A 21,640-nucleotide genomic window follows, 5' to 3' on the forward strand; every position below is an offset into this window, starting at 1 on the left:
AGCAGGTGTCTGCAAACCGCGTCGTGGAACAGGGAAGCCCCGCCCTCAACGAGCGCGTCAGCGCGAAGTAGGGCGGGGAGAAGTCACTTCTCGTGACAAGACTGTCCGCAGAGGGTGCGAACGGATGGCTTTTTGAAGCTTCACGGCCGTCGTTCTAGCAGTGTCGGAAACAGCCGGAGGCTCGCTGGGCCTCTTCAAAAACCGTGAGTTCGTCGCCCTCGCCAGCACCGCCTTCGCTCGCTCACAGGCGTTCTCGACCATCCTGATCGCGCTCGGCCTGTACGCCGATATCTTCGGGACCACCGGGACCGTCGAGGGTCTGTTCGGCACGGCCTTCGCGCTCGCCCAGTTGCTCATCGTCCTGCCGCTCGGTCGCGCCGTTGATACGCACAACGCCAAACGCTTTCTCGTCGTCGGACTGGGGATCAACGTCCTCGCGTTCGTCGGGTTCGCGCTCGTCGGCAGCGCCACCGACGTCATCCTTGTCCGCATCCTCCAAGGTGCCGGCGCGAGCGTGCTCTGGATCACGGGCTCGGCGGTCGTCGGCGAACTCAGCCCGGGTGACGAGCGCGGGCGCTGGCTCGGCACCTACAATCAGGTGACGGCGTTTTCGAGCCTCGCGGGCGACCTCGTTGGCGGCTTCCTCCTCTTCGCCTACGGCTTCACGCTCACCTACGCGGTGCTCTCGCTGGTGACGATTCTGGCGACGCTCGCCGTGCTCGCCTTCCTCCGGGACAATCCCGGTGGGACGACCGACCCCGAGGAGGCGACGGGCATCGAGACGCTCCGGACACTGCTCGATCGGGCAGCGGTGCGCGCGCTCGTCGTCTTCCGCCTCGGTTTCGGCTTTGGCAAGATGGCCGTGATCATCTTTCTGCCGATCTACGCCCACACCGAGTTCGGCATGAACCCGCTGATGGTCGGCGGTATCCTCGCCGGCGGGAAACTCACGAAATCACTCCTCCAGGGCGTGGTCGGCAGCTACACCGACCGGGTGGGTCACAAACACCAGTTCGTCATCGCGGGCGCGCTCACCTACGCGCTCGGGACGGCGATGGTCCCCTTCGCCGACAGCGCCGCCGGATTCCTCTCTGCAGTCTCGCTGTCGGCGTTCGGCGAGTCGGTGACGCTCCAACCGGCCTTCTTCGTCCTCTTCGCAGCCTACGCGGTCATCGGCGTCGCCGACAGCCTCCGCCTGCCCGCGAGCATGGCGCTGTTCGTCGAGGAGGGCGAGCGCTTCGACGCCGTCGCCGCGAGCCTCTCGCTGCGCTCGGTCGTCTGGAAGGTCGGCGAGGTGGTTGGCCCGCTCACCGTCGGCGCGCTCTGGGACGCTGCCTCGGTGTTCACCGCCTTCTTCACCGCTGCTGGCTTCATTGTACTCTCGACGGGCGTGTTCGTCGTGCTCTACCGGACCGAACCCGCACCGAGCGCGACGCCGACGCCGGGCGACTGACGGTCATCCGACACCCGAACGCTTATACAACTAACTAACCGAACAGTCAGACATGACTGACCTGACGACGGAATCACCTCGGTACGAAACCGTGACGTCCGAATCGAGCGTGCCACCGTGAGCTTGTTCGACACCGACCCACGAGTGTACGCGTTGGCGTTCGCGCGGATGGCCGACTCCATCGGCAATTCCTTTCTGATCATCGTCCTGCCGCTGTACATCGGCAGCGGCGTCATCACCGGTCAGACGTTCGGGCTCGGGACGGCGTTGATCACGGGCATCATCCTCTCGGCGTTCGGCTTTCTGAGCACGATCCTCCAGCCGATCGCCGGCCAGCTCTCCGATCGCAGCGGCAAGCGTCGGATCTTCATCATCGTCGGGCTGGCGATATTGGCGGTGGCGAACTTCGTCTACTCGCTCGCCGGGAGCTACACCTCGATGCTGCTCATCCGCGGGCTCCAGGGTATCGGCGTCGCGTTGACGATCCCCTCGACGGTCGCGCTCGTGAACGAACTCGCGACCAGCGCCTCGCGCGGCGGGGACATGGGCGTGTTCAACACCTTCCGGTTCGTCGGCTTCGGCGCGGGGCCGATCCTCGCCGGCACGGTCATCAACGGCGGTCCCTACAGCCTTCTCGGACTGTCGATCACCGGTTTCGAGGCGGCGTTCTACATCGCGGCGATCAGCGCGATGGTCGGAGCGATCCTCGTCCTGGTGCTCGTCGAGGATCCTGCTCAGGAGGAACTCGACGCCGAGGCGAGCGACGAGATCGGTTTCGCGATCTTCGATCACGATCACGACAGCCTCATCGATCCCGTGCTCGCCCTCGGCATCGCCCTCCTGTTCGTGGCGATGGGGATCGCGCTGCTCGAACCGCTCCAGACGCAGATCAACGAGCATCTCGGCCAGGGAGCGACCCTGTTCGGTATCGAGTTCTCGGTGTTCATCGTTGCACAGGTGTTCCTGCAGGCACCCATCGGCGTGGCGAGCGACAAGTATGGTCGCAAACCGTTCATCGTCGGCGGACTGGCGATTCTCGTGCCGGCGACGCTCGCACAGGGGCTGGTGACGACGCCGCTGGCGATGATCGCGACGCGCCTCGTCCAGGGTGCGGCGGCCGCGACGGCCTTCGCACCCGGCTTCGCGCTCGCGGGCGATCTCGCCGATTCGGGCAACTCCGGGACGACGTTCTCGGTGCTGACGATGGCGTTCACGCTCGGGACGGCGATCGGCCCGCTCATCGCGGGCTATCTCGTGAGCTTCGGCTACGTCGTCCCGTTCGCCTTCGGGGCCGTCCTCGCGGCCCTCGGCGCGCTGCTGGTCTACTCACAGGTCGAGGAGACGCTCACAGGTAGTCAAGAAACGACGGGCGGTCCACAGCCCGCCGGACAGGATTAGAACAGGTCCGCGTCGGCGAGCCGATCGACCGCCTCGCGGATTCGCTCCTGGCTGTTCGCGTAGGAGATCCGTGCGTAGCCGGGCGTGCCGAACGCGCTCCCGGGGACCGTCGCGACGTGGGCGTCCTCGATGGCGTTCTCACACCACTCCTGATCGTTCTCGGCCACCGGCACCATCATGTAGAAGGCTCCCCCGGGTTTCGAAACCTCGATGCCGTGGTCAGCCAGCAGATCGGCCAGCAGCTCGCGCCGTTCTTCGAAGGCCTCGGTCATCTCGACGACCGTTTCGTCGGTGTTTTCGAGCGCCTCGACGCCGGCGTGCTGGATGAAGTTCGTCGCCGAGGAGACCGAATGGGACTGGAGCTTGCCGCTCTGATCGACCATCTCTTGGGGGGCGGCGAGATAGCCGAGCCGCCAGCCGGTCATCGAGTAAGCCTTCGAGAATCCGTTGATCGTGATCGTGCGATCGGCCATCCCATCCAGGGTGCCCAGACTCGTCGGCTCGACGCCGTAGGTGATCTCCTTGTAAATTTCGTCGGAGATCACGGCGATGTCGTGTTCGACCGCGAGATCGCGGACGCCTTCGAGCGCCGCGTCCGAGTAGACGGCACCGGTGGGGTTCGACGGCGAGTTCACCACGAGGAGTTCCGTCTCGTCCGAGACGCTCTCGGCGAGTTCGTCGAGTGCGGGTTCGAGCTGGAAGTCGTGGGTCGCGAGGTCCACACGGGTGAGGGAGCCGCCGGCGAGCTTCGCCATCGCCTCGTAGGAGACCCACGCGGGATCGAGCAGACAGACCTCGTCGCCGTCCTCGATCAGCGTCTGGAACGTCTCGTAGAGGGCCTGCTTACCGCCCGGCGTGACGATGATCTCCTCGGGCGAGTAGTCGAGCCCGTCGTCGTCGAGCTTCGCGGCGATCGCCTCCCGGAGTTCGACGATGCCATTGGAGGCGGTGTAGCCCGTATGGCCGGCGTCCATCGCCTCCTTGCCCGCTTCGATGATGTTCTCGGGCGTGGGGAAGTCGGGTTCGCCGACGCTCAGATCGACCACGTCCGCGCCTTCGGCTTCGAGTTCGCCGGCGAGAGTGCTGATCGCGAGCGTCGCGCTCGGCTCGACGCGCTTGACGCGTTCGGTGAAATTCATGCGAGTGCCTCCAGTTGGTCGAGTGCGCTCTCGACGGCACGCGCCCCGTAGTCGACCCGTTCGCGTGCTTCGGCACCGCTCATTCCCGGACCGAGAACGCCGAAGGCCACGGGTTTGTCGCGATCGAGGCTCACGTCGGTCAGTCCCTGTGCGGCAGCGTCGGCGATCACCTGATCGTGGTCGGTATCGCCGGAGACGATCGCGCCGAGGGCCGCGACGGCGTCGATGCCGTCCCGGCGTGCGAGGCGATCGGCCGCCAGCGGCGTGTCGTACGCGCCGGGCACCGGGATGGTCTCGGCGATCTCCGCGCCGTGCTCGGCGGCGGCGTCGCGTGCGTGCTGCTCCATTTCGGCCGCCAGTTCACCGTAGAACTGTGCGACCACCAATCCCAAACTGGGCATACGTGCGGATACAGAGCGCACGTCAAAGGCCTACCGCTCCGCGAGCACAAACGAAACGCTCCTAACCGCCCCGACACCCTCACCCGTATGGCATCGACCGACGGCAGCGCCGGGCGCGGTCGCCGCGTCACGCTCGCCGTCGTCGCCATCGTGCTGTTCGCGCTCGTCGCCCGCATCGTCCTGCTCGGCGATCGCATCGCCCACTGGGATGAGGCGCGCGTCGCCTACTGGATCCTGGATTACGCCAACACCGGGGCCTTCGAATACCAACCGATCATCCACGGGCCATTTCTTCAGCAGGTCAATCGGATCGTCTTCGAGCTGTTCGGCGCGAACGACTTCACGATGCGGCTGGTGGTCGCGCTGCTCGGGGCGGCGCTGCCGCTCGCGGCGCTGCTCTTCCGGAAGCGACTCTCCGATGTCGAGACGGTCGCGTTCGCCCTGTTTCTCGCCGTCGACCCCATTCTCCTCTACTACTCACGGTTCATGCGCAGCGACCTGCCGCTGGCGGCGTTCATGCTGTTCGCGCTCGGCTTTTTCGTCCGCGCGCTCGACAGTCGCCGCCCCCGGTACGTCCACGCGGGCGTCGTCGCGCTCGCGCTCGCGTTCACGACCAAGGAGAACGTGCTCGTCTATCTCGTGACGTGGCTCGGTGCGCTCGTTTTGCTCGTCGACCGCCGACTGCTCGCTGATCACCGACCGTTTGCCGATCGCGACCGCTCGTTCGATCTCGAAGCCACGCGCGAGCGTATCGAGGCACTCATCTCGACCCTGCGCACGTGGATCCCGCATGCCCTGCTCGCGGTCGTCGAGTTCCTCGTCATCGTCGTGTACTTCTACGCGCCGCGGACGAACGGCAAGACGCCGGGATTCGACACACTCCTCTCCGATCCGACGGCGCTACCGGCGGTGATCGGCGAGGCGACGCTCGGCTCGTGGAACGCCTTCGTCTCCCAGTGGATCAACGGCGATAGTCAGAGCCACGCCTACCTGCCCTATCTCGGCGATCTCGTCGAGACGCTCGTCGTCGGATCGGGCGCGCTCGTCGTGCTCGCGGTAATCGGCTTTCTCACCGACCGTTACTCCGGCGAGCGCCCGCGCGATCTCGTCGCGTTCGCCTTCTACGGTGGGTTCGTGAGCGTGCTCGGCTACCCCATCATCACCGACATCATGGCTCCGTGGGCGACCGTCCACGCCATCGTCTTCCTCATGCTGCCGGCGGCAGTCGGCGCGGGCGTGCTCTACACGCGGGGGAAAGCGGCGCTCGCCCACGACGACCGTCCCGGGGTCGCCGCGGCGCTCGTCATCGTCCTGCTCGTCGTCGGCCAGGTCGGCTACATCGGAGTCCAGAACGTCTATCTCGACGACCAGTCGGAGTCGAACGCGCTCGTCCAGTACGCCCAGCCCGCCGACGACCTCCGACCCACGATCGAGGAAATGGCCACCCTGAGCGCGAACAACTGGGGAACGGACGTGCTGCTCTACGGCGATCACCTCGTCGCCGATTCGCCCGGAAGTCGGGAACCGGGCTGCTCCGACTGGTTCAATATCCTCCCGTTGCCCTGGTATATGGAAGCGCACGACATGACCGTCTCGTGTGCGACGGAGCCATCGGGCTTCGAGCAGCGCGTCAACGAAACCAGTCCACCAGTCGTGATCGGACTGACTACCGACAGCGAGTTCCTCGCGGCCAATCTGGATGGCTACGACGAACAGCCGTACGTGCTCCGGACCCAGGACACGGCGAAGACCAACACGACGTTTTTCGTCGACGAGAGCCGGCTGCCGAGGAACGCGACCCAGTAAACAACGCTTAAGCGCGCGAGTCGGAAACCGCCGGATATGCAACTCACCACAGACGGACCGGTCGTGGGGGTGGTCGGTGGCGGCCAACTCGGACGGATGCTCGGCGAGGCCGCTGCCCCCATCGGCGTCGACGTCGTCGCGAGCGATCCGACGCCGGAGCCGCCGGCCGCACCGGTCGTCAGCGACACGCTGCACGGCGACTTCGACGATCCAGACACCATCGATGCCCTCGCCGCACGCGCGGACGTCCTGACCTATGAGATCGAACTCGCCGATCCCGACGCGCTCGAACGCGCGAGCGAGACCCACGACGTCCCCGTGCATCCCGCCCCCGATACGCTCCGGATGATCCAGGACAAACTCGTCCAGAAGCGCCATCTCCGCGAGGCCGGGATCCCGGTGCCCGAGTTTCGCGCCGTCGACGACACGGCCGAACTCAAGGAGGCGCTCCAGGAACTCGGCTATCCGGCGATGCTCAAGGCCCGCGAGGGTGGCTACGACGGCCGTGGCAACGTTCCGATCGAGTCACCGGGCGGTGTCGAGACGGCCTTCGAGCAGATCGAAGGAAAAGCGATGGTCGAGGCGTTCGTACCCTTCGAACGGGAACTGTCGGTCATCGGCGTTCGCGGCGACGACGAACGAGGGGTGTTCACCCCCGGCGAGAACGTCCACGAGGAGGAGATCCTGCGCGAGACGGTCGTGCCGGCGCGTGTGCCCGAGGACGTCCGCGAGCGCGCCAAGAGCGTCGCCCGCGAGGTGCTCGATCTGCTCTCCGGGCGCGGCGTCTTCGGCATCGAGCTGTTCGAGACCGACGGCGAGATTTCGGTCAACGAGATCGCACCCCGTCCCCACAACTCGGGCCACTGGACGATCGAGGGCGCGCGGACCTCGCAGTTCGAACAACACATCCGCGCCGTGCTCGGCTGGCCGCTCGGTGCGACCGACCGGCGCGGCCGGACGGTGACGAAGAACCTGCTCGGTGACGTCGCCGAGCCGCGACCCGCTGCGCTCGACGGCGTCGATGCGATCCTCTCGTCGCCGACGGCGAACCTCCACTGGTACGGCAAGCGCGAGGCGCGCCCGCTCCGAAAGATGGGTCACGTCACGCTCACCGACGCGCGCGCCGACCCCGACGAACTGCTCGCCGACGCGCGTGAACTACACACGCACTGGAGCTTCGACTCATGAGCACGGAGTTCGACGACCTGATCGACGAGCTACGGAGCGAGGCAGCGATGGATCGCCCACCCGCCGAGACGCCCGACGTGGGCATCGTCATGGGCTCGGATTCGGATCTCGACACGATGGCGGGGGCTTACGAGGCGCTCTCGGAGCTCGGCTTCGAGGAGGATACGGGCGAGGGAACGGAGAGCCGCTTTTCCTACGAGAGCTACGTGGTGTCGGCCCACCGGACGCCCGATCTGATGTACGCCTACGCGGAGACCGCCCGCGAGCGTGGGCTCTCGGTCATCATCGCGGGCGCGGGCGGCAAGTCGGCCGATCTGCCGAACATGACCGCCTCGATCGCCTTTCCGGTGCCCGTCATCGGCGTTCCGGTGCAGGAGAAGTCGGTCGATTCGGTCATCGGGATGCCGACCGGCGCGCCGATCGTCGCGGTCGATGCGGGCAAGTCGTTCAACGCCGGGCTGTCGGCGGCCCAGCTGCTCGCGAGCGATCACGATGAGCTCGCCGAGCGTCTGATCGACTATCACGAGGAACTCGAAAGCGGGGTCGGGACGGTCTCGCGCGAGCTCCACGAGCAGGGGATCGAGGTGTTCCGTGAGGACCACTGAACGGCGTGTCAGGTCGCTCGCGGGCGGAAAGAATCAATCCTTATGTGAGTGCGCTCCAAAGCATCGCCACGAGCAACCAAGCACATGAATGAATGGATAGCTGTCGGGGCGCTGGCGTTCGTCGCCATCGCAGTCCCGCTCTCGTTGCTGGGCGTATCGTCTCTGCTGCGACCCAGCGTGCCCGAACAGGGGAAAGCGGCCGTCTACGAGTCGGGTGAGGTCCCGACGGGCAACACGCGCATCCGGTTCAACATCCAGTACTACATGGTCGCGCTGTTGTTCCTCGTCTTCGACATCGAGACGGTGCTCATTTTCCCGTGGACGGTCATCTACCGCGACGCCGTACAGAGCGCGGGGCTGGCCGCGGCGCTCGTGCCGATGTTGATCTTCATCGGCGTGCTCGTCGTCGGGCTCGCGTGGGCGTGGCGTAACGGCGCGGTACAGTGGATCCACAGCCAGAATTCGAACAGTACGACACGACAATGAGTAGCGACAATCAACCTCAGACCGCGGACGCACAGACGACCCAGGAGGCCCGGATGGGTGGCGGGACGGACAACCGGTTCAACTCCAAGCTCAGAAACGCCTTCGGCTCCTCGCCGTTCATCCTCACGAAGTTCGACTCGTTCATGAACTGGGTGCGTGGCTCCTCGATGTTCATGCTCCAGTTCGGCATCGCCTGCTGTTCGATCGAGATGATGCACACCTACGCGGTGAAACACGACCTCGATCGCTTCGGCTCCGGCGTCCCCCGGGCGTCGCCGCGACAGGCCGACGTGATCATCGTGCCGGGCACCATCGTCTCGAAGTTCGCCCCGCGGATGAAGCGGGTGTACGACCAGATGCCCGAGCCGAAGTTCGTCGTCTCGATGGGCTCGTGTACCATCTCCGGTGGGCCGTTCCAGAAGGGGTACAACGTCGTCAAGGGCGCCGAGGAGGTCATCCCGGTCGACATCCACGTGCCGGGCTGTCCACCACGGCCGGAGGCGCTCATCTACGGCGTCGCGAAGCTTCAGGAGCGCATCTCCGAGGGCGAGTCGGCTCCGGTGACGGTCAAGCCGTACGAACTCCAACAGTTCGGCGATCTGGAGCGCGACGAGCTCGTCGACGAGCTCGCCGACGAGATCGACCGTGATACACTCGTCATGCGGTACAACTGGAACGATTCGCCATGAGTCTGGAACGACCGACCGACCGGAGCGACGCCGTCGGCGTCACCGAAGAGGGACTCGACTACGACGCGCTCGCCGATCTGCTCGGCGACAGCGTGGTAAGCCGTGAACAGCACCGCCACACGGAGGCCTTCACTATCCGGCCCGACGAGGTCCAGGACGTGCTGTTCGCGCTGCGTGATCAGGCAGGCTTCGATCACTGCTCGAACGTCACCGCTCAGGAGTACGAGGATCGCTTCGAGACGGTCTACAACTTGAAGAAATACGTCGATCCCACGCAGGAGCTCTCCGTCGTCGTGCCGACGTCGAAGGACAACCCCGTGAGCCAGAGCGCGGAGCCGGTCTATCGGACCGCCGACTGGCACGAGCGCGAGGCCTACGATCTGGTGGGCATCCAGTACGAGGACCACCCCGACATGCGCCGGATCCTCCTGCCCGAGACGTGGAAGGGCCACCCGATGGGGCTCGACTACAACCAGGAGAAGCCCCAGATCGTCACGCTCGAAGCGCACGCCAACCCGCTCGAAGACGACGAGCACGACGCCGGCGCGGACACGATGTATCTGAACATCGGGCCCCACCATCCGGCAACCCACGGCGTGCTCCACATCGAGACGGTGCTCGACGGCGAGCAGGTCGCCCACGTCGAACCCGACATCGGCTATCTCCACCGCTGTGAGGAGCAGATGGCACAGCAGGGTACCTACCGCCACGAGATCATGCCCTATCCCGATCGCTGGGATTACGTCTCGGCTGGCATCCTGAACGAGTGGGCGTACGCCCGTACCGCCGAGGAACTGACCGACCTCGACGTGCCCGACTACGCACAGGTCATCCGGACGATGAGCGCCGAGCTCTGCCGGATCGCCGCGCACATGCTCGCGGTCGGCACGTTCGCGCTCGATGTCTACGGCGAGTTCACCGCGACGTTCATGTACGCGTTCCGCGACCGCGAGGTCGTCGAGAACATCCTCGAAGACCTGACCGGCCAGCGGCTGATGTTCAACTACCTCCGGCTCGGTGGCGTCGCGTGGGACCTGCCCGAACCGCGCGAGGATTTCTTCGAGAAGGTGCGGGACTTCCTCGACGGGCTCCCCCACAAGCTCGACGAGTACCACGACCTGCTGACCTCGAACGAAATCTTCCAGCTGCGCTGTGCGAACACCGGTGTGCTCGACGCCGAGACGGCCAAACAGTACGGTGCGACCGGTCCCGTCGCCCGCGCCTCGGGCGTCGACTACGACATCCGGCGCGACGACCCCTACGGGTATTACCCGGAACTCGACTGGGACGTCGTGACCGCCGAGGAGGGCGACAACTACGCACGCGTGCTCTGTCGGCTCCAGGAGGTCGAGGAGTCCGCACGCATCATCGACCAGTGTGTCGACCTGCTCGAAGACTGGCCGGAAGACGACCGCGAGATCCAGTCGAACGTGCCGCGGACGCTGCGCCCGGACGACGACGCCGAAATCTACCGTGCCGTCGAGGGTGCGAAAGGCGAACTCGGCATCTACATTCGGAGCGACGGTACCGACAAGCCGGCCCGGTTCAAGATCCGCAGTCCGGCGTTCTCGAACCTGCAGACGCTGCCGGAGATCGCCGTCGGCGAGTACGTGCCGGATCTGATCGCGTCGCTCGCGAGCCTCGATATCGTCCTCGGTGAGGTCGATCGATGAGCGTCTCGGAGATTGTCTTCCAGGCGGGCAACGCCACGAACGGCTCCGGGGCGGCGAACGCGACGAACGCCTCGGCGGCCGGCGGCGGACAGACGTTCCCCGAGATCCTGAGCGGGCTGCTCGGCCTCGGCCCGAACCCCGATCCCGGCCTGCAGTTCCTGTTCGCGATCGTCGGTGCGACGCTGATCGCCGTGCTCTTCCTGACGATCGCCGCGGTTGGCGGCATCTGGGGCAAGCGAAAGATCACGGCCGCGTTCACCGACCGGATCGCGGTCAACCGGGTCGGCCCGTTCGGCCTGCTGATCATCGTCGCCGACGCGGTGCGACTGCTCTCGAAGGAAGTCATCATTCCCGACGCCGTCGACCGCCCAGCGTTCGATATCGCGCCGATGGTGCTGCCGTTCTCGGCGCTGTTGGGCTTCGCAGTGATCCCGCTTGGCAGCGGGCTGCAGCTGGCCGATCCGGAGACGGGCTTCGTGTTCGTCTTCGCGGCCTCCTCGCTGGCCTCGCTCGGCCTCCTGATGTCCGGCTACTCGTCGAACAACAAGTACTCGTTCCTCGGCGGGCTGCGCGCGCTCGCACAGAACCTCGCCTACGAGATCCCACTGGTGGTGACGGGCGCGTCGGTCGTTCTGTTCACCGGCACGCTCAAGCTGAGCGAGGTCGTCGCCGTTCAGAGTCAGCCGCTGCTGACGATCGGCGGGCTGACGATCCCGTCGTGGTTCGCGTTCGTCAACCCGTTCGCGTTCGTGCTGTTCCTGATCGCGAACCTCGCGGAGGTCGGCCGCAACCCGTTCGATACGCCCGAAGCGCCGGGCGAACTGGTGGCGGGCTACATGACCGAGTATTCGGGCGCGTACTTCGTGCTGCTCTATCTCGGCGAGTTCCTCCACATCTTCCTCGGCGGCGCGATCGTCGCGACGCTGTTCCTCGGCGGCCCCGCCGGACCGGTCCTGCCGGGGCTCGTCTGGATGGTGATCAAGATCCTCGCGGTGTATCTGTTCACCCAGTGGATGCGCTCGGCGATGCCGCGCGTTCGTATCGACCAGATGATCGAGATCGGTTGGAAAGGCCTGCTCGTGATGAGCTTTGCCAACCTCGTGCTCACGGCGATCCTCGTGGGCGTGATCGCCTAACTACAAACCCATGATCGGACTGCTCAAATCGATGGCGACGACGATGAGACACGCACTCGACGGCTCGACGTTCACCGTCGAGTATCCCGATACCGCACCCGAGGTCAGCCCCCGTTTCCGTGGGGTTCACAAGTTCAGCCAGGAGCGCTGTATCTGGTGTCGGCAGTGTGAGAACGTCTGCCCGAACGACACCATCCAGATCGTGATGGACGAACAGCGCAACGGCGAGCAGTACAACCTCCACATCGGGCAGTGTATCTACTGCCGGCTCTGTGAGGAGGTCTGCCCCGTCGACGCGATCCTCCTGACCCAGAACTTCGAGTTCACTGCCGACACGAAGGACGAGTTCGCGCTCAACAAAGAGGAGCTGAAGAACGTCCCGTGGTACAAGGACATCGACCCGCTCGAAGCCCGCGAACCCGACCGTGGCGGATGGGTCGGCGAGGGCGAGGGCGAACTCGACTATCAGTAGCCGTCGGCTGCAGGAATATTTATATGATGGCGATTCATTTCACCGATAAGCGGAGCGTGTGAAACGAGATGCCAACGACCGACACCACCGACACGGCGACNTTATACCTACCGGTTCAGTCGTCGGCGCTGGCGGCGGCCGGTACGGCGATCGAGTCCACGGAGAACGGCACGGCGCAAGCGACTGCGACGAGCGAGTCCACGACCAACGGTACTGCGACGGTGACCGAGACTGGGACGACGACCGAAACCACCGAAACAGCAACCGAAACGACGAACACGACGACCGGGACCGAGACCACGACAACTGAAAGCACTACTACAGCGACCGAGACGGAGACGACGACCGAGACCACGGACGAGGAGAGCGATGCCGACGCGGAGCTGACCGCGTTCGCCGGGGGGTCGTCGACACGGACGGCGGTGCTCGAACGACTCGTCACCGGGCCGGCGAACGCCAGCGATATCGCGACGCGTGATCCGCCGAACGTCGAGGACATGCGCGGCATTACGGGCAATCTGAGCGTCAGCAAAACCCGATCCGCGATCGATACACTCCGTGATCGCGGGCTGGTCGAGCTGCTCGTCGATGGGGAGACGCCCATCTACAGTCTCACTGCCAAGGGCGAGCGGATACTGTTCGAGATCGAACGGAACGACGGCTGAGCGACGCCCGCATATCGTCGCTGCGGCTTCAGGGTTCTCGCGATCACTACAACCGAGCGCCCTCGGACGCGCTACTCGGCGCTGCCTTCGAAGTCGCCGCCGTAGCGCATGAAGAAGTAGGCGAGCCCGAGCGTCGAGAGCAGGAACGTCGACGCGGCGACGCCGAGCTGTTTGGCGAAGCCGGGGATCGCGGGTTCGGACGAACCGCTGCTTGCGCCGCCTTCCTGGACGACGATGGTGCCTTTCATCCCGGCGGATGCGTGCGGGTCACAGACGTAGCTGTGCTCGCCGGTCTCCTGAAACGGTGGCGTCGTGAAGCTGAACCCCTTGTCCTCGATCGGCTGATGGCCCCAATCGCCGTCGTCGGGATGGACGTTGTGACCATCGGATTCCCAGGAGAACTTCACGGGCGTGCCGGGCGCGACCGTCAGTTCGGAGGGCTCGAACGAGAGCGAGCCACCGGGACCGACTTTCACCGTTTTCGCCGAGCCGCCGCCCGATCCCCCCGAGTCCTCCTGGGCCGCGGCCGTCCCGCTCGCGCCGGCGACGGCCGCCGTTCCCGCGGCCGTCCTGAGGAAGCCCCGTCGATTCACGCTACTGTCGGCGTCGGTATCGTCCATGCTTCACTCTCACGGGGCGACGCTACTGAACATTACGATGGCCGGCGGTCGAGAAGCGGGCTATTCGAGCGCGCTCGCGGCCCGGATCACGGCGCGTTCGCCGAAGGCCGGGCCGACGAACTGTGCGCCGACGGGCAGACCGTCGGCAGTGCCGGCCGGCACCGAGATCGCCGGCAGGTCGGCGAGATTCACGGGGACGGTGTTGGCGTCCATGAGGTAGTGCTGGAGCGGCTCTTCCAGACTCTCGCCGAGTTTCGGCGGCAGAACGGGCATCGTCGGCGATGCGAGGACGTCCGCTTGCTCGAAGGCGGCATCGAACTCCTGTTTGATCCACGCGCGCGTGTCCTGAGCTTTCTCGTAGTATTTGTCGTGATAGCCTGCCGATAGCGCGTAGGTGCCGAGCAGGACCCGCCGTTTCACTTCCGAGCCGAACCCTGCTTCGCGCGCTCGCGCGAACGCGTCGTTCCAGTCGCCGTCGAACCCACCGGAGATCCCGTAGCGAACACCGTCGAAGCGCGCGAGGTTCGAGGAGGCCTCGGACATGGCGATGACGTAGTACGCCCGCACGGCGTGGGCGAGCGAGTCGAGTTCGATCTCTCGGATCTCCGCCCCCCTCTCTTCGAGTTCTGCGATGCGCTCCTCAAAGACCGCCGCGACGCGCTCGTCGGCCCCGTCGACGAGATCGGTGAGAACGCCGATCGTCGTCCCGTCGATATCGCAGTCGGCGGCGCTCGCGTAGTTCGTGTCCGCACCCTCGGAGCGCGTCGTCGCGTCGCGCTCGTCCGGGCCGGCGATGACATCGAGCAGTTCGGCCGCTTTTTCGACCGTTGGAGCGAGCGGGCCGACCTGTTCGAGCGAGTTGGCGTAGGCGACGAGCCCGTACCGGGAGACCAGCCCGTAGGTGGGTTTGATGCCGACGACGCCGCAGAAGGCGGCTGGACAGCGTACCGAGCCACCCGTATCGGTACCGAGTGCGAGATCGGCCTCGCCGGCGGCGACGGCGGCTGCGCTCCCGCCCGAGGAGCCACCCGGCACCCGTTCCTCGTCGATGGGATTCGTCGTCGGGCCGAAGTGGGAGCTCTCGGTCGTGGTTCCCATCCCGAACTCGTCCATGTTCGTCTTCCCGACGATCGTCGCTCCCGCTCGCTTGAGGCGCTCGATCACGGTCGCGTCGTAGGGTGGGACGTACTCGGCGAGCATCGCCGAGCCGCAGGTCGTGCGGGTTCCGTCCGTACTGATGTTGTCCTTGACGGCAATCCGTTGGTCATCGAGGGGGCCATCGGCGTCGCCGTCGATCTCCGTCCGGGTGATGAAGGCGTCGCTCATCCGACCGGCGGCCCCTCGAAGTAGCCGTCCTCGGTTTCCGGTGCGTTTCGAAGCGCTTCGTCCTGCGAGAGGCTCTCGCGTGCCTCGTCGGTCCGCAGGACGTTGACGAGCTCCGGCTCGGTATCGATTTCCGGCACCTCGTCGAGCGTCTCGAAGTAGTCGAGCACGTCGGCGAACTGCGCGGCGAACGCCTCGGCCTCGTCCTCGTCGAGGTCGACCCGTGCGAGGTCGGCGACGTGGGCCACCGTCGCCGGGTCGACGCTCGCATCGCTCATACGGAGAAGGGGCGAGCGCCACCACTAAGCGTTTCGAAAGTGGACTCCGCAATACCGAAAGCCACCGGCCGTTTTCGTTCCGCATGGAGACGACCCGGCATTTCACTGCGACGGTCTATCTCGTCAACGACGGTGCGACGGCGCTCCACCAACATCCGACACTCGGCATTCGCCTCCCACCCGGCGGGCACGTCGATCGCGACGAGCTGCCCCACGAGGCCGGTCTGCGTGAGGTGCGCGAGGAGACGGGGCTGGATGCCGACCTCCTCGGCAGCGCGCCGGCAATCGACGCGCCGGCCGGCCGCGCGCTCCCACAACCCCGCTATCAGATGCTCTACGACATCGACGTCCATCCGGATGGCCAAGTGAGCCACCAGCACATCGACTTCGTCTATTTCGCGCGCGTCGGGAGTCGCACGATCGCTCCCAAGGGCGACGACGAACCCGGATCAGATGCGTGGCAGTGGTACACGCCAGCCGCACTCCGTGGAAGCGACATCGATGCCGACACGGTGGAGATCGGCCGTGAGGCGATCACGGCGGCCGAGTAGTTACCGTCCGACGACGGCGGGCGCTTCGAGATCGAACTGCCAGTACAGCACGAACAGGCCCGTATACATCCCGGTCCACGCGTACCATCCGGCTGGCTCCTGACGGACGACCGGATCGATCGCCCAGAACGCGAACAGCACTGCCGCGAATCCGATCCAGCTCAGGCGGCTCTCGTCGCGGTTCCGGATATCACGGAGGTAGTCGACCACGCCGACGATGCCGAGCACTCCCCAGAACAGCCCTCGTCGTTTCGGCATCGAGCGATCCTCCGCTTTCGCCTCTCGATAGGCGTACTGGCCGACGAGCGTCCAGAAAAACAGGAAGGTGACGCTTGCCGTGAGGAGTCGCCCGCCGAGTGCGCCGAACCACTCCATACGGGCTCTACGACTACCCTCGGAATAACTGCTCGGGACTACAGCAGGCTCGCGAGTCGGTTCTTGATGCGGCGTTTGACGCCGCCGGCCGCCTGTCGGAAGCTGATATGCCACGGCGTGCGTTTGCCGGTGGTTTCGGTGCGTCCGTTCCGTATCCCGTCGAGAACGCCGGCGACTGTGTGGTCGGTCGCGTCGACGTGCGTCACGGCCTGGCCGACCATCTCGGCGATGTGGGCGTCGCTGCCGGCAGTCATCGGGAGATCGTGCGAGCGCGCAAACCGGCCGGCGCGGCGGTTCGAGCGGCCGGTCAGCAGCCGGGAGTTGTAGATCTCGATGGCGTCGGCGCTGGCCAGCTCCTCGCTCGTGATGTGCGGGGCGACGNGGTCAGCAGCCGGGAGTTGTAGATCTCGATGGCGTCGGCGCTGGCCAGCTCCTCGCTCGTGATGTGCGGGGCGACGCCGCTGCGCGAGCGCTGGAAGGGGTGGGGGACGACCGCGATGCCGCCCTGATCGTGGATCCGATCGATCGTCTCGATGAAGGGGAGGCCGGCCGACACGCGCTCGGTGATGCCGAGCGCGAGAACGTGGCCGGCGGCGCTCGTCACCTCGGAGCCGGGAATGCCGATCAGTCCGTAGTCGGCGGCGCGGTCGGCGGCCGCGAGGCTCGCGTCGATCTCGTCGTGGTCGGTCACCGCGAGCGCGTCGAGCCCGACGGCGTCGGCCTGCGAGAGCAGCAGTTCGACGGGATCGCGGCCGTCGAAGGACAGTTCGGAGTGGCAGTGAAGCTCGGCCGACAGCACGGCACGGGCTCCGGGCGCTGGCACGAAAAGCCCCCCGGTATCGCCAGCGTATCCGTGTCGGTCGAGTCGTCCGTCCGGTCGCTTCGCGAAGCCGCCCGCCTCATCGCAAGCGATTTGGCTGGGGTCCCGAACGGAGAGATATGTCCCTCTCCACGCCCGATCGTGAACGCGTCGTTGAGAAACTCGGCCGCGAACCGACGCGTGCCGAGACCGCGCTGTTCGAAAACCTCTGGAGCGAACACTGTGCCTATCGCTCCTCGCGCCCGCTGCTGTCGGCGTTCGAGAGCGAGGGCGAGCAGGTCGTCGTCGGTCCGGGCGACGATGCCGCCGTGGTCGCGTTACCGGACGAGGAACTGTACGTCACGTTCGGCATCGAGAGCCACAACCACCCCTCCTATGTCGATCCCTACGACGGTGCGGCCACGGGCGTCGGTGGGATTGTCCGCGACACGCTCTCGATGGGCGCGTACCCGATCGCGCTGCTCGATTCGCTGTATTTCGGCGAGTTCGATCGCGAACACTCGCAGTATCTCTTCGACGGTGTCGTCGAGGGGATCGCCGACTACGGCAACGCGATCGGCGTGCCGACGGTCGGCGGCAGCCTCGCCTTCCACGAGGGCTACGAGGGCAACCCGCTCGTCAACGTCGCCTGCGTCGGCCTCCTCCCGCCCGATCGACTGCTCACTGCCGAGGCCCAGCGCGCGGGCAACGAGCTCGTCCTCGTCGGCAACGCGACGGGGCGGGATGGACTCGGCGGGGCGAGCTTCGCGAGCGAGGATCTCGGCGAGGACGCCGAGACCGAGGATCGCCCGGCGGTCCAGGTCGGCGATCCCTACGCGGAAAAACGACTGATCGAGGCGAACGAGGCCCTCGTCGACGAATCGCTCGTCGAGTCGGCCCGCGATCTCGGTGCGGCGGGACTCGGTGGGGCCTCCTCGGAGCTCGTCGCCAAGGGCGAGCACGGCGCGCGGATCGACCTCGAAGCCGTCCACCAGCGTGAGCCCGGGATGAATGCCCTCGAAATCCTGCTCGCCGAATCACAGGAGCGGATGTGCTACTGTCTCTTATACACATCTCTGAGCGGGCTGNATCAGAGATGTGTATAAGAGACAGCACCTGCACCTTCGACGGGGAGACCGTCGTCGACGTTCCCGCTGAATTCCTCGCCGACGGCGCGCCGGCAAACGACCTCCCCGCCGAGCAGCCACCGGAGCCGACCCGTGACCTCCCCGAGACGGCACTCGACACGGCGTTCGAGCGCGTCATCGGCGATCCGAATACCGCCAGCCGCGAGTGGATCTACCGCCAGTACGATCACGAGGTCGGTCTCCGCACCGCCCGCGGTCCCGGCGACGACAGCGCCGTGCTGGCGATCCAGGAGACAGGAACCGGGCTCGCGCTGTCGGCGGGCGCGGAGCCGAACTGGACGGCCGCCGATCCTCACGCGGGTGCGCGCGCGATCGCGCTCGAAAACGCCACCAATCTCGCCGCGAAGGGTGCGACGCCGCTCGCCGCGGTGGACTGTCTCAACGGAGGCAATCCCGAAAAGCCGGACGTCTACGGCGGGTTCTCGGCCATCGTTGACGGACTCGCGGGGATGTGCGAAACGCTTTCCGTACCGGTCGTCGGCGGCAACGTCTCGCTCTACAACGACTCGGCGGCGGGCGCGATCCCGCCGACGCCGACGATCGCGATGCTCGGCGCGCGCGACGGCTACGATGCGCCGCCGACCGAGCTCGCGGGCGACGGAACGCTGCTGGTGATCGGCGATCGCGCCCTCGCCGGCCACGAAGCGAGACTCGGCGGTTCAGCTTATCTCGACACCACGGGTGGGAGCGATCGGTTCCCGACGTTGCCCGAAGAGCCACACGCGCTGATCGAGACGCTCGCCGACGTGGCGAACCAGGAGGGGACACTCGCGGTCCACGACGTGAGCCACGGCGGGCTTGCGGTGACGCTCGCCGAGATGGTTTCGCCGGCTGCGGGCGCGGACGTGGCACTCGACGGCCCGGCGAGCGCTGCCGAACAGCTCTTCCACGAACAGCCGGGGCGGGCGGTCGTCGAGACGACGACACCCGATGCGATCCGGGAGGCGTTCGCCGATGTCGCTCCCGTCCACGAGATCGGTACGGCGACCGACAGGGGCCGGCTCGATCTCACGACCGACGATGGCGACCTGTCGATCGCGGCCGAAACGATCGCCGAGCGACGGGCGGTGCTCGATCGCGCGATGGACTGATCACTCGCCGGCGATCGCCCGTTCGATGGCCGCATCGAGCGGCGTGTGCGCGACCGAGACGAGATCGTCGAGCCCGCCGTTTCTGACGACGACCGTGTTGTCGAGGCCGGCCATCAGGGGCGCGACGACGGTCTCGGGGATGCCGGTGAACAGGGCGAGCCAATGTGCCACGAACCGTTCATTCAGCCACGGAACGGCGGCGACGAACAGTCGATGGCCGTACGCCTGCGCCATGTGCCGCAGCAGATCGGCGTAAGTGAGTACCGACGGTCCGCCGATATCGAACGATCGCCCACGGGTATCCGGTGCGTCGAGCACTGCGGCGAGATAGCCGACGACGTCGTCGATCGCGATCGGTTGACAGTTCGTCCGTGCCGCCGTCGGGAGCGGGAGGACGAACACGCGCGGGAGATGGGCGACGAACCGGCGCACCATCTCGAAGCTCGCCCCGCCAGCGCCGACGATGACCGCCGCCCGAAGCACGGTAAGATCGTAGTCGCCGGCGGCGAGCAGCCGCTCGACCTCGTGGCGCGAGCGGAGATGTGGCGAGAGTGCGTCGGAATCCCGACCGAGACCGCCGAGATAGATCACCCGCGAACAGTCGGCGGCACTCGCCGCGCGGGCGAAGTTGCGTGCCGCCCGCCGGTCGCGCGCGACGAAATCGGTTGCGTCCATCGAATGGACGAGATAGTACGCCGCCTCGCAGCCCTCGAACGCCGCCTCGAAACTGCCCGCATCGAGTAGATCGCCCTCGACGACGCGCGCCGGCGGGCCGTCGTAGCGATCGGCGTCGCGGGTGAGCACGGTGAGGTCGTGACCGGCCGCGGCGAGAGCGGGGAGCAGCCGTCCGCCGACGAACCCCGTCGCACCGGTCACTAGAACGCGCATGTCTCACCGAGCATGTCCGTCCGCATAGCTCCTCTCACTCGCGGTGCTAGCGGCAACGGAAAGCGGGGACGAAGGTGGAGAGGGGTGTGATGATGCCAGGCAACGGAGTCGTCCCCGCTGGCGCGGAGCCGTGTTGGCTCCATTCCGAACTGATTCGGGTGTTGTAATAAGTTTTGTGTGCATACGAACCGCGCTCACGCCTGCTCCGGCCCGTCGAGCACGAACTCGATGCGCTCGGTGTCGGCACCCTTCGAGCTCCGATCGACGATCGTCAGCTCGCCGAGTTCGCCGAGGCGATCGACGTGCGTGCCGCCGCAGGGACAGACGTCGACGTCGCCGATCGTGACCGCTCGCAGCGGATCGACGTCGTCGGGGATCAGATCGAGATTCGACCGGCCATCGGGCGTTTCGGCTTCGAGCGCCGCCCGGGGGCGATTTTCCTTCTCGACGGAGAGGTCACGTTCGATCAGGGCGTTCGCGCGCTCCTCGATGGCGCGGGGATCGTCCTCGTCGAACGCCGCCGGTGTGAAGTCGATGCGCGCACGATCGTCGTGGATCTGATTGCCGGCGGTGCTCGCGCCGTACTCGTCGAGAACGACCTTCGAGACGACGTGCTGGGCGGTGTGGTAGCGCATGTGTGCGTAGCGCCGCTCCCAGTCGAGTTCGCCGTGGACGGTCGCGCCTTCTTTCGGGAGATTCCCCTCAACTGTGTGCCTGATCTCGCCGTGATCCTTCCTGACGTCGACGACGCGGCCCTCACCGCTCTCGAACGAGAGGCGGCCGTGATCGGGTGGCTGTCCCCCGCCTTCCTTGTAGAACAGCGTTCGGTCGAGTACGACCGTTCCGTTCGATTCGTCGACGGCCTCGACGCGCGCGTCGAACTCGCGGCGATAGTCGTCGTCCGGTAGATAGAGCTGTTCGGTCACAGGGGTGTCAACGGCACGCACGAATATGGATCTGTTTGCCGGACGACGCCGGTAGCTGACGAGCGTCTGACGGGGTATTATATAGCTGGATTCATATCCGGAACTATGTCGCGTCGCCACCGCCGCCTCGACTCCTCGGGGACACTCGCCGGTGTGAATCGTCTACGCGAGCGCATGGACGCGGTCGACCGCGCCAGCGTTGTCGGCAGCGCGCCGATCATCGCCGGCACGGGGTTCGTGTTGAGCCGCGCGGTCGCCATCGTTCTCGCCGGTGCGTCCGGAATCACCTTCCTCTGGGGACTGGTCATCGGTCTCGCCTTCGCCACCGCCGGCATCGTCGTGCTCGCATCGACAGAAACCGACTCCGGACTGGGCCGCTCCACCCAGCACGCCGAACGGATCCCGTTCGAGACGGCCGGCGGCGTCATGCTGCTCTCGCTGCTCACCGGCGTCGTTCTCGGCGCGGTTCTGTAACTCCGCGCTCGATCGGCCATCCATCGGCCTTCGGTCGACTATTCATCGGACTCGAT

Annotated in this window: 20 protein-coding genes and 2 pseudogenes; 13 read left to right on the plus strand and 9 right to left on the minus strand. The window is 66.3% G+C overall.

Translation table 11 applies throughout. From position 1 onward, the window contains the following. The first annotated feature begins 160 nt into the window (after nucleotides 1-160). On the plus strand, nucleotides 161-1,453 hold the full coding sequence (locus C451_RS06560; protein WP_007739036.1) for an MFS transporter: 1,293 nt from the start codon (nucleotides 161-163) through the stop codon (nucleotides 1,451-1,453). A 117-nt stretch (nucleotides 1,454-1,570) separates the two neighbouring features. Beyond that, nucleotides 1,571-2,851, plus strand: coding sequence for an MFS transporter (locus C451_RS06565; RefSeq protein ID WP_049913024.1), 1,281 nt, complete (start codon nucleotides 1,571-1,573; stop codon nucleotides 2,849-2,851). Here C451_RS06565 and C451_RS06570 read toward each other — a convergent pair. Together C451_RS06570 and ribH are read right to left on the minus strand one after the other, a co-directional pair. Further along, nucleotides 2,848-3,990: a pyridoxal phosphate-dependent aminotransferase gene (locus C451_RS06570; RefSeq protein ID WP_007739042.1), complete on the minus strand. Its 1,143-nt coding sequence runs from the start codon at nucleotides 3,988-3,990 to the stop codon at nucleotides 2,848-2,850. The genes C451_RS06565 and C451_RS06570 overlap by 4 nt on opposite strands. Continuing rightward, nucleotides 3,987-4,391 (minus strand): 6,7-dimethyl-8-ribityllumazine synthase, encoded by a 405-nt coding sequence (gene ribH, locus C451_RS06575; RefSeq protein ID WP_007739043.1) that lies wholly within the window; start codon nucleotides 4,389-4,391, stop codon nucleotides 3,987-3,989. Before ribH ends, C451_RS06570 begins: the two co-directional genes overlap by 4 nt. Before the next feature lie 87 nt (nucleotides 4,392-4,478). Here ribH and C451_RS06580 point away from each other — a divergent pair, with 87 nt between their 5' ends. The 8 genes from C451_RS06580 to C451_RS06615 all read left to right on the plus strand — a co-directional run bounded on the left by C451_RS06580 (nucleotide 4,479) and on the right by C451_RS06615 (nucleotide 12,446). Then, entirely contained in the window at nucleotides 4,479-6,197 is a 1,719-nt protein-coding gene (locus C451_RS06580; RefSeq protein ID WP_007739044.1) for a flippase activity-associated protein Agl23, read from the plus strand. Between the two features lie 36 nt (nucleotides 6,198-6,233). Continuing rightward, nucleotides 6,234-7,385 carry a 5-(carboxyamino)imidazole ribonucleotide synthase gene (locus C451_RS06585; RefSeq protein ID WP_007739045.1) on the plus strand — a complete coding sequence of 384 codons (1,152 nt, stop codon included), beginning with the start codon at nucleotides 6,234-6,236 and terminating at the stop codon, nucleotides 7,383-7,385. Beyond that, nucleotides 7,382-7,990, plus strand: coding sequence for a 5-(carboxyamino)imidazole ribonucleotide mutase (gene purE / locus C451_RS06590; protein ID WP_007739046.1), 609 nt, complete (start codon nucleotides 7,382-7,384; stop codon nucleotides 7,988-7,990). The genes C451_RS06585 and purE overlap by 4 nt, the downstream gene beginning before the upstream one ends. A gap of 84 nt (nucleotides 7,991-8,074) precedes the next feature. Beyond that, nucleotides 8,075-8,476 (plus strand): NADH-quinone oxidoreductase subunit A, encoded by a 402-nt coding sequence (locus tag C451_RS06595; protein ID WP_007739047.1) that lies wholly within the window; start codon nucleotides 8,075-8,077, stop codon nucleotides 8,474-8,476. Then, nucleotides 8,473-9,165 (plus strand): NADH-quinone oxidoreductase subunit B, encoded by a 693-nt coding sequence (locus C451_RS06600; protein ID WP_007739048.1) that lies wholly within the window; start codon nucleotides 8,473-8,475, stop codon nucleotides 9,163-9,165. Before C451_RS06595 ends, C451_RS06600 begins: the two co-directional genes overlap by 4 nt. Then, nucleotides 9,162-10,838 carry an NADH-quinone oxidoreductase subunit D gene (locus C451_RS06605; protein WP_007739049.1) on the plus strand — a complete coding sequence of 559 codons (1,677 nt, stop codon included), beginning with the start codon at nucleotides 9,162-9,164 and terminating at the stop codon, nucleotides 10,836-10,838. Before C451_RS06600 ends, C451_RS06605 begins: the two co-directional genes overlap by 4 nt. Continuing rightward, a complete protein-coding gene (locus tag C451_RS06610; RefSeq protein WP_007739050.1) occupies nucleotides 10,835-11,974 on the plus strand; it encodes a complex I subunit 1/NuoH family protein in 1,140 nt (379 codons plus the stop codon). The genes C451_RS06605 and C451_RS06610 overlap by 4 nt, the downstream gene beginning before the upstream one ends. 10 nt (nucleotides 11,975-11,984) lie before the next feature. Beyond that, complete coding sequence (locus tag C451_RS06615) at nucleotides 11,985-12,446, plus strand: NuoI/complex I 23 kDa subunit family protein (protein ID WP_007739051.1); 462 nt, start codon at nucleotides 11,985-11,987, stop codon at nucleotides 12,444-12,446. A gap of 736 nt (nucleotides 12,447-13,182) precedes the next feature. Here the strand turns inward: C451_RS06615 and C451_RS06625 are convergent. From C451_RS06625 to gatC, 3 genes are read right to left on the minus strand one after another with little or no spacing between them, the layout of a single operon-like run. Further along, complete coding sequence (locus C451_RS06625; RefSeq protein WP_007739054.1) at nucleotides 13,183-13,731, minus strand: plastocyanin/azurin family copper-binding protein; 549 nt, start codon at nucleotides 13,729-13,731, stop codon at nucleotides 13,183-13,185. Nucleotides 13,732-13,791: 60 nt separating this feature from the next. Next, nucleotides 13,792-15,057, minus strand: coding sequence for an Asp-tRNA(Asn)/Glu-tRNA(Gln) amidotransferase subunit GatA (gene gatA / locus C451_RS06630; protein WP_007739055.1), 1,266 nt, complete (start codon nucleotides 15,055-15,057; stop codon nucleotides 13,792-13,794). Then, a complete protein-coding gene (gatC, locus tag C451_RS06635; protein WP_007739056.1) occupies nucleotides 15,054-15,332 on the minus strand; it encodes an Asp-tRNA(Asn)/Glu-tRNA(Gln) amidotransferase subunit GatC in 279 nt (92 codons plus the stop codon). The genes gatA and gatC overlap by 4 nt, the downstream gene beginning before the upstream one ends. Before the next feature lie 83 nt (nucleotides 15,333-15,415). Between gatC and C451_RS06640 the strand changes: the two genes are divergently transcribed. Continuing rightward, entirely contained in the window at nucleotides 15,416-15,883 is a 468-nt protein-coding gene (locus C451_RS06640; protein WP_007739057.1) for an NUDIX hydrolase, read from the plus strand. On the opposite strand, the gene C451_RS06645 is transcribed toward C451_RS06640, so the two are convergent. Beyond that, the gene (locus tag C451_RS06645) at nucleotides 15,884-16,258 is read right to left on the minus strand and encodes a hypothetical protein (protein ID WP_007739058.1); all 375 of its coding nucleotides are present in this window, start codon (nucleotides 16,256-16,258) and stop codon (nucleotides 15,884-15,886) included. A gap of 38 nt (nucleotides 16,259-16,296) precedes the next feature. Further along, nucleotides 16,297-17,057: pseudogene (locus C451_RS23735) on the minus strand (PHP domain-containing protein). Nucleotides 17,058-17,197: 140 nt separating this feature from the next. Between C451_RS23735 and purL the strand changes: the two are divergent. Next, nucleotides 17,198-19,296, plus strand: a pseudogene (gene purL, locus C451_RS06655) (phosphoribosylformylglycinamidine synthase subunit PurL). On the opposite strand, the gene C451_RS06660 reads toward purL, so the two are convergent. Both C451_RS06660 and C451_RS06665 read right to left on the minus strand, forming a co-directional pair. Continuing rightward, nucleotides 19,297-20,184 (minus strand): NAD(P)H-binding protein, encoded by an 888-nt coding sequence (locus tag C451_RS06660; RefSeq protein WP_049913025.1) that lies wholly within the window; start codon nucleotides 20,182-20,184, stop codon nucleotides 19,297-19,299. It lies immediately after the preceding pseudogene. Nucleotides 20,185-20,378: 194 nt separating this feature from the next. Then, nucleotides 20,379-21,110 carry an alanyl-tRNA editing protein gene (locus C451_RS06665; RefSeq protein WP_007739064.1) on the minus strand — a complete coding sequence of 244 codons (732 nt, stop codon included), beginning with the start codon at nucleotides 21,108-21,110 and terminating at the stop codon, nucleotides 20,379-20,381. Between the two features lie 105 nt (nucleotides 21,111-21,215). Between C451_RS06665 and C451_RS06670 the strand changes: the two genes are divergently transcribed. Continuing rightward, nucleotides 21,216-21,584, plus strand: coding sequence for a hypothetical protein (locus tag C451_RS06670; RefSeq protein WP_007739065.1), 369 nt, complete (start codon nucleotides 21,216-21,218; stop codon nucleotides 21,582-21,584). The last annotated feature ends 56 nt before the right edge of the window (nucleotides 21,585-21,640 follow it).

The organism is Halococcus thailandensis JCM 13552, from assembly GCF_000336715.1.
In the GTDB taxonomy this organism is placed as follows: domain Archaea; phylum Halobacteriota; class Halobacteria; order Halobacteriales; family Halococcaceae; genus Halococcus; species Halococcus thailandensis.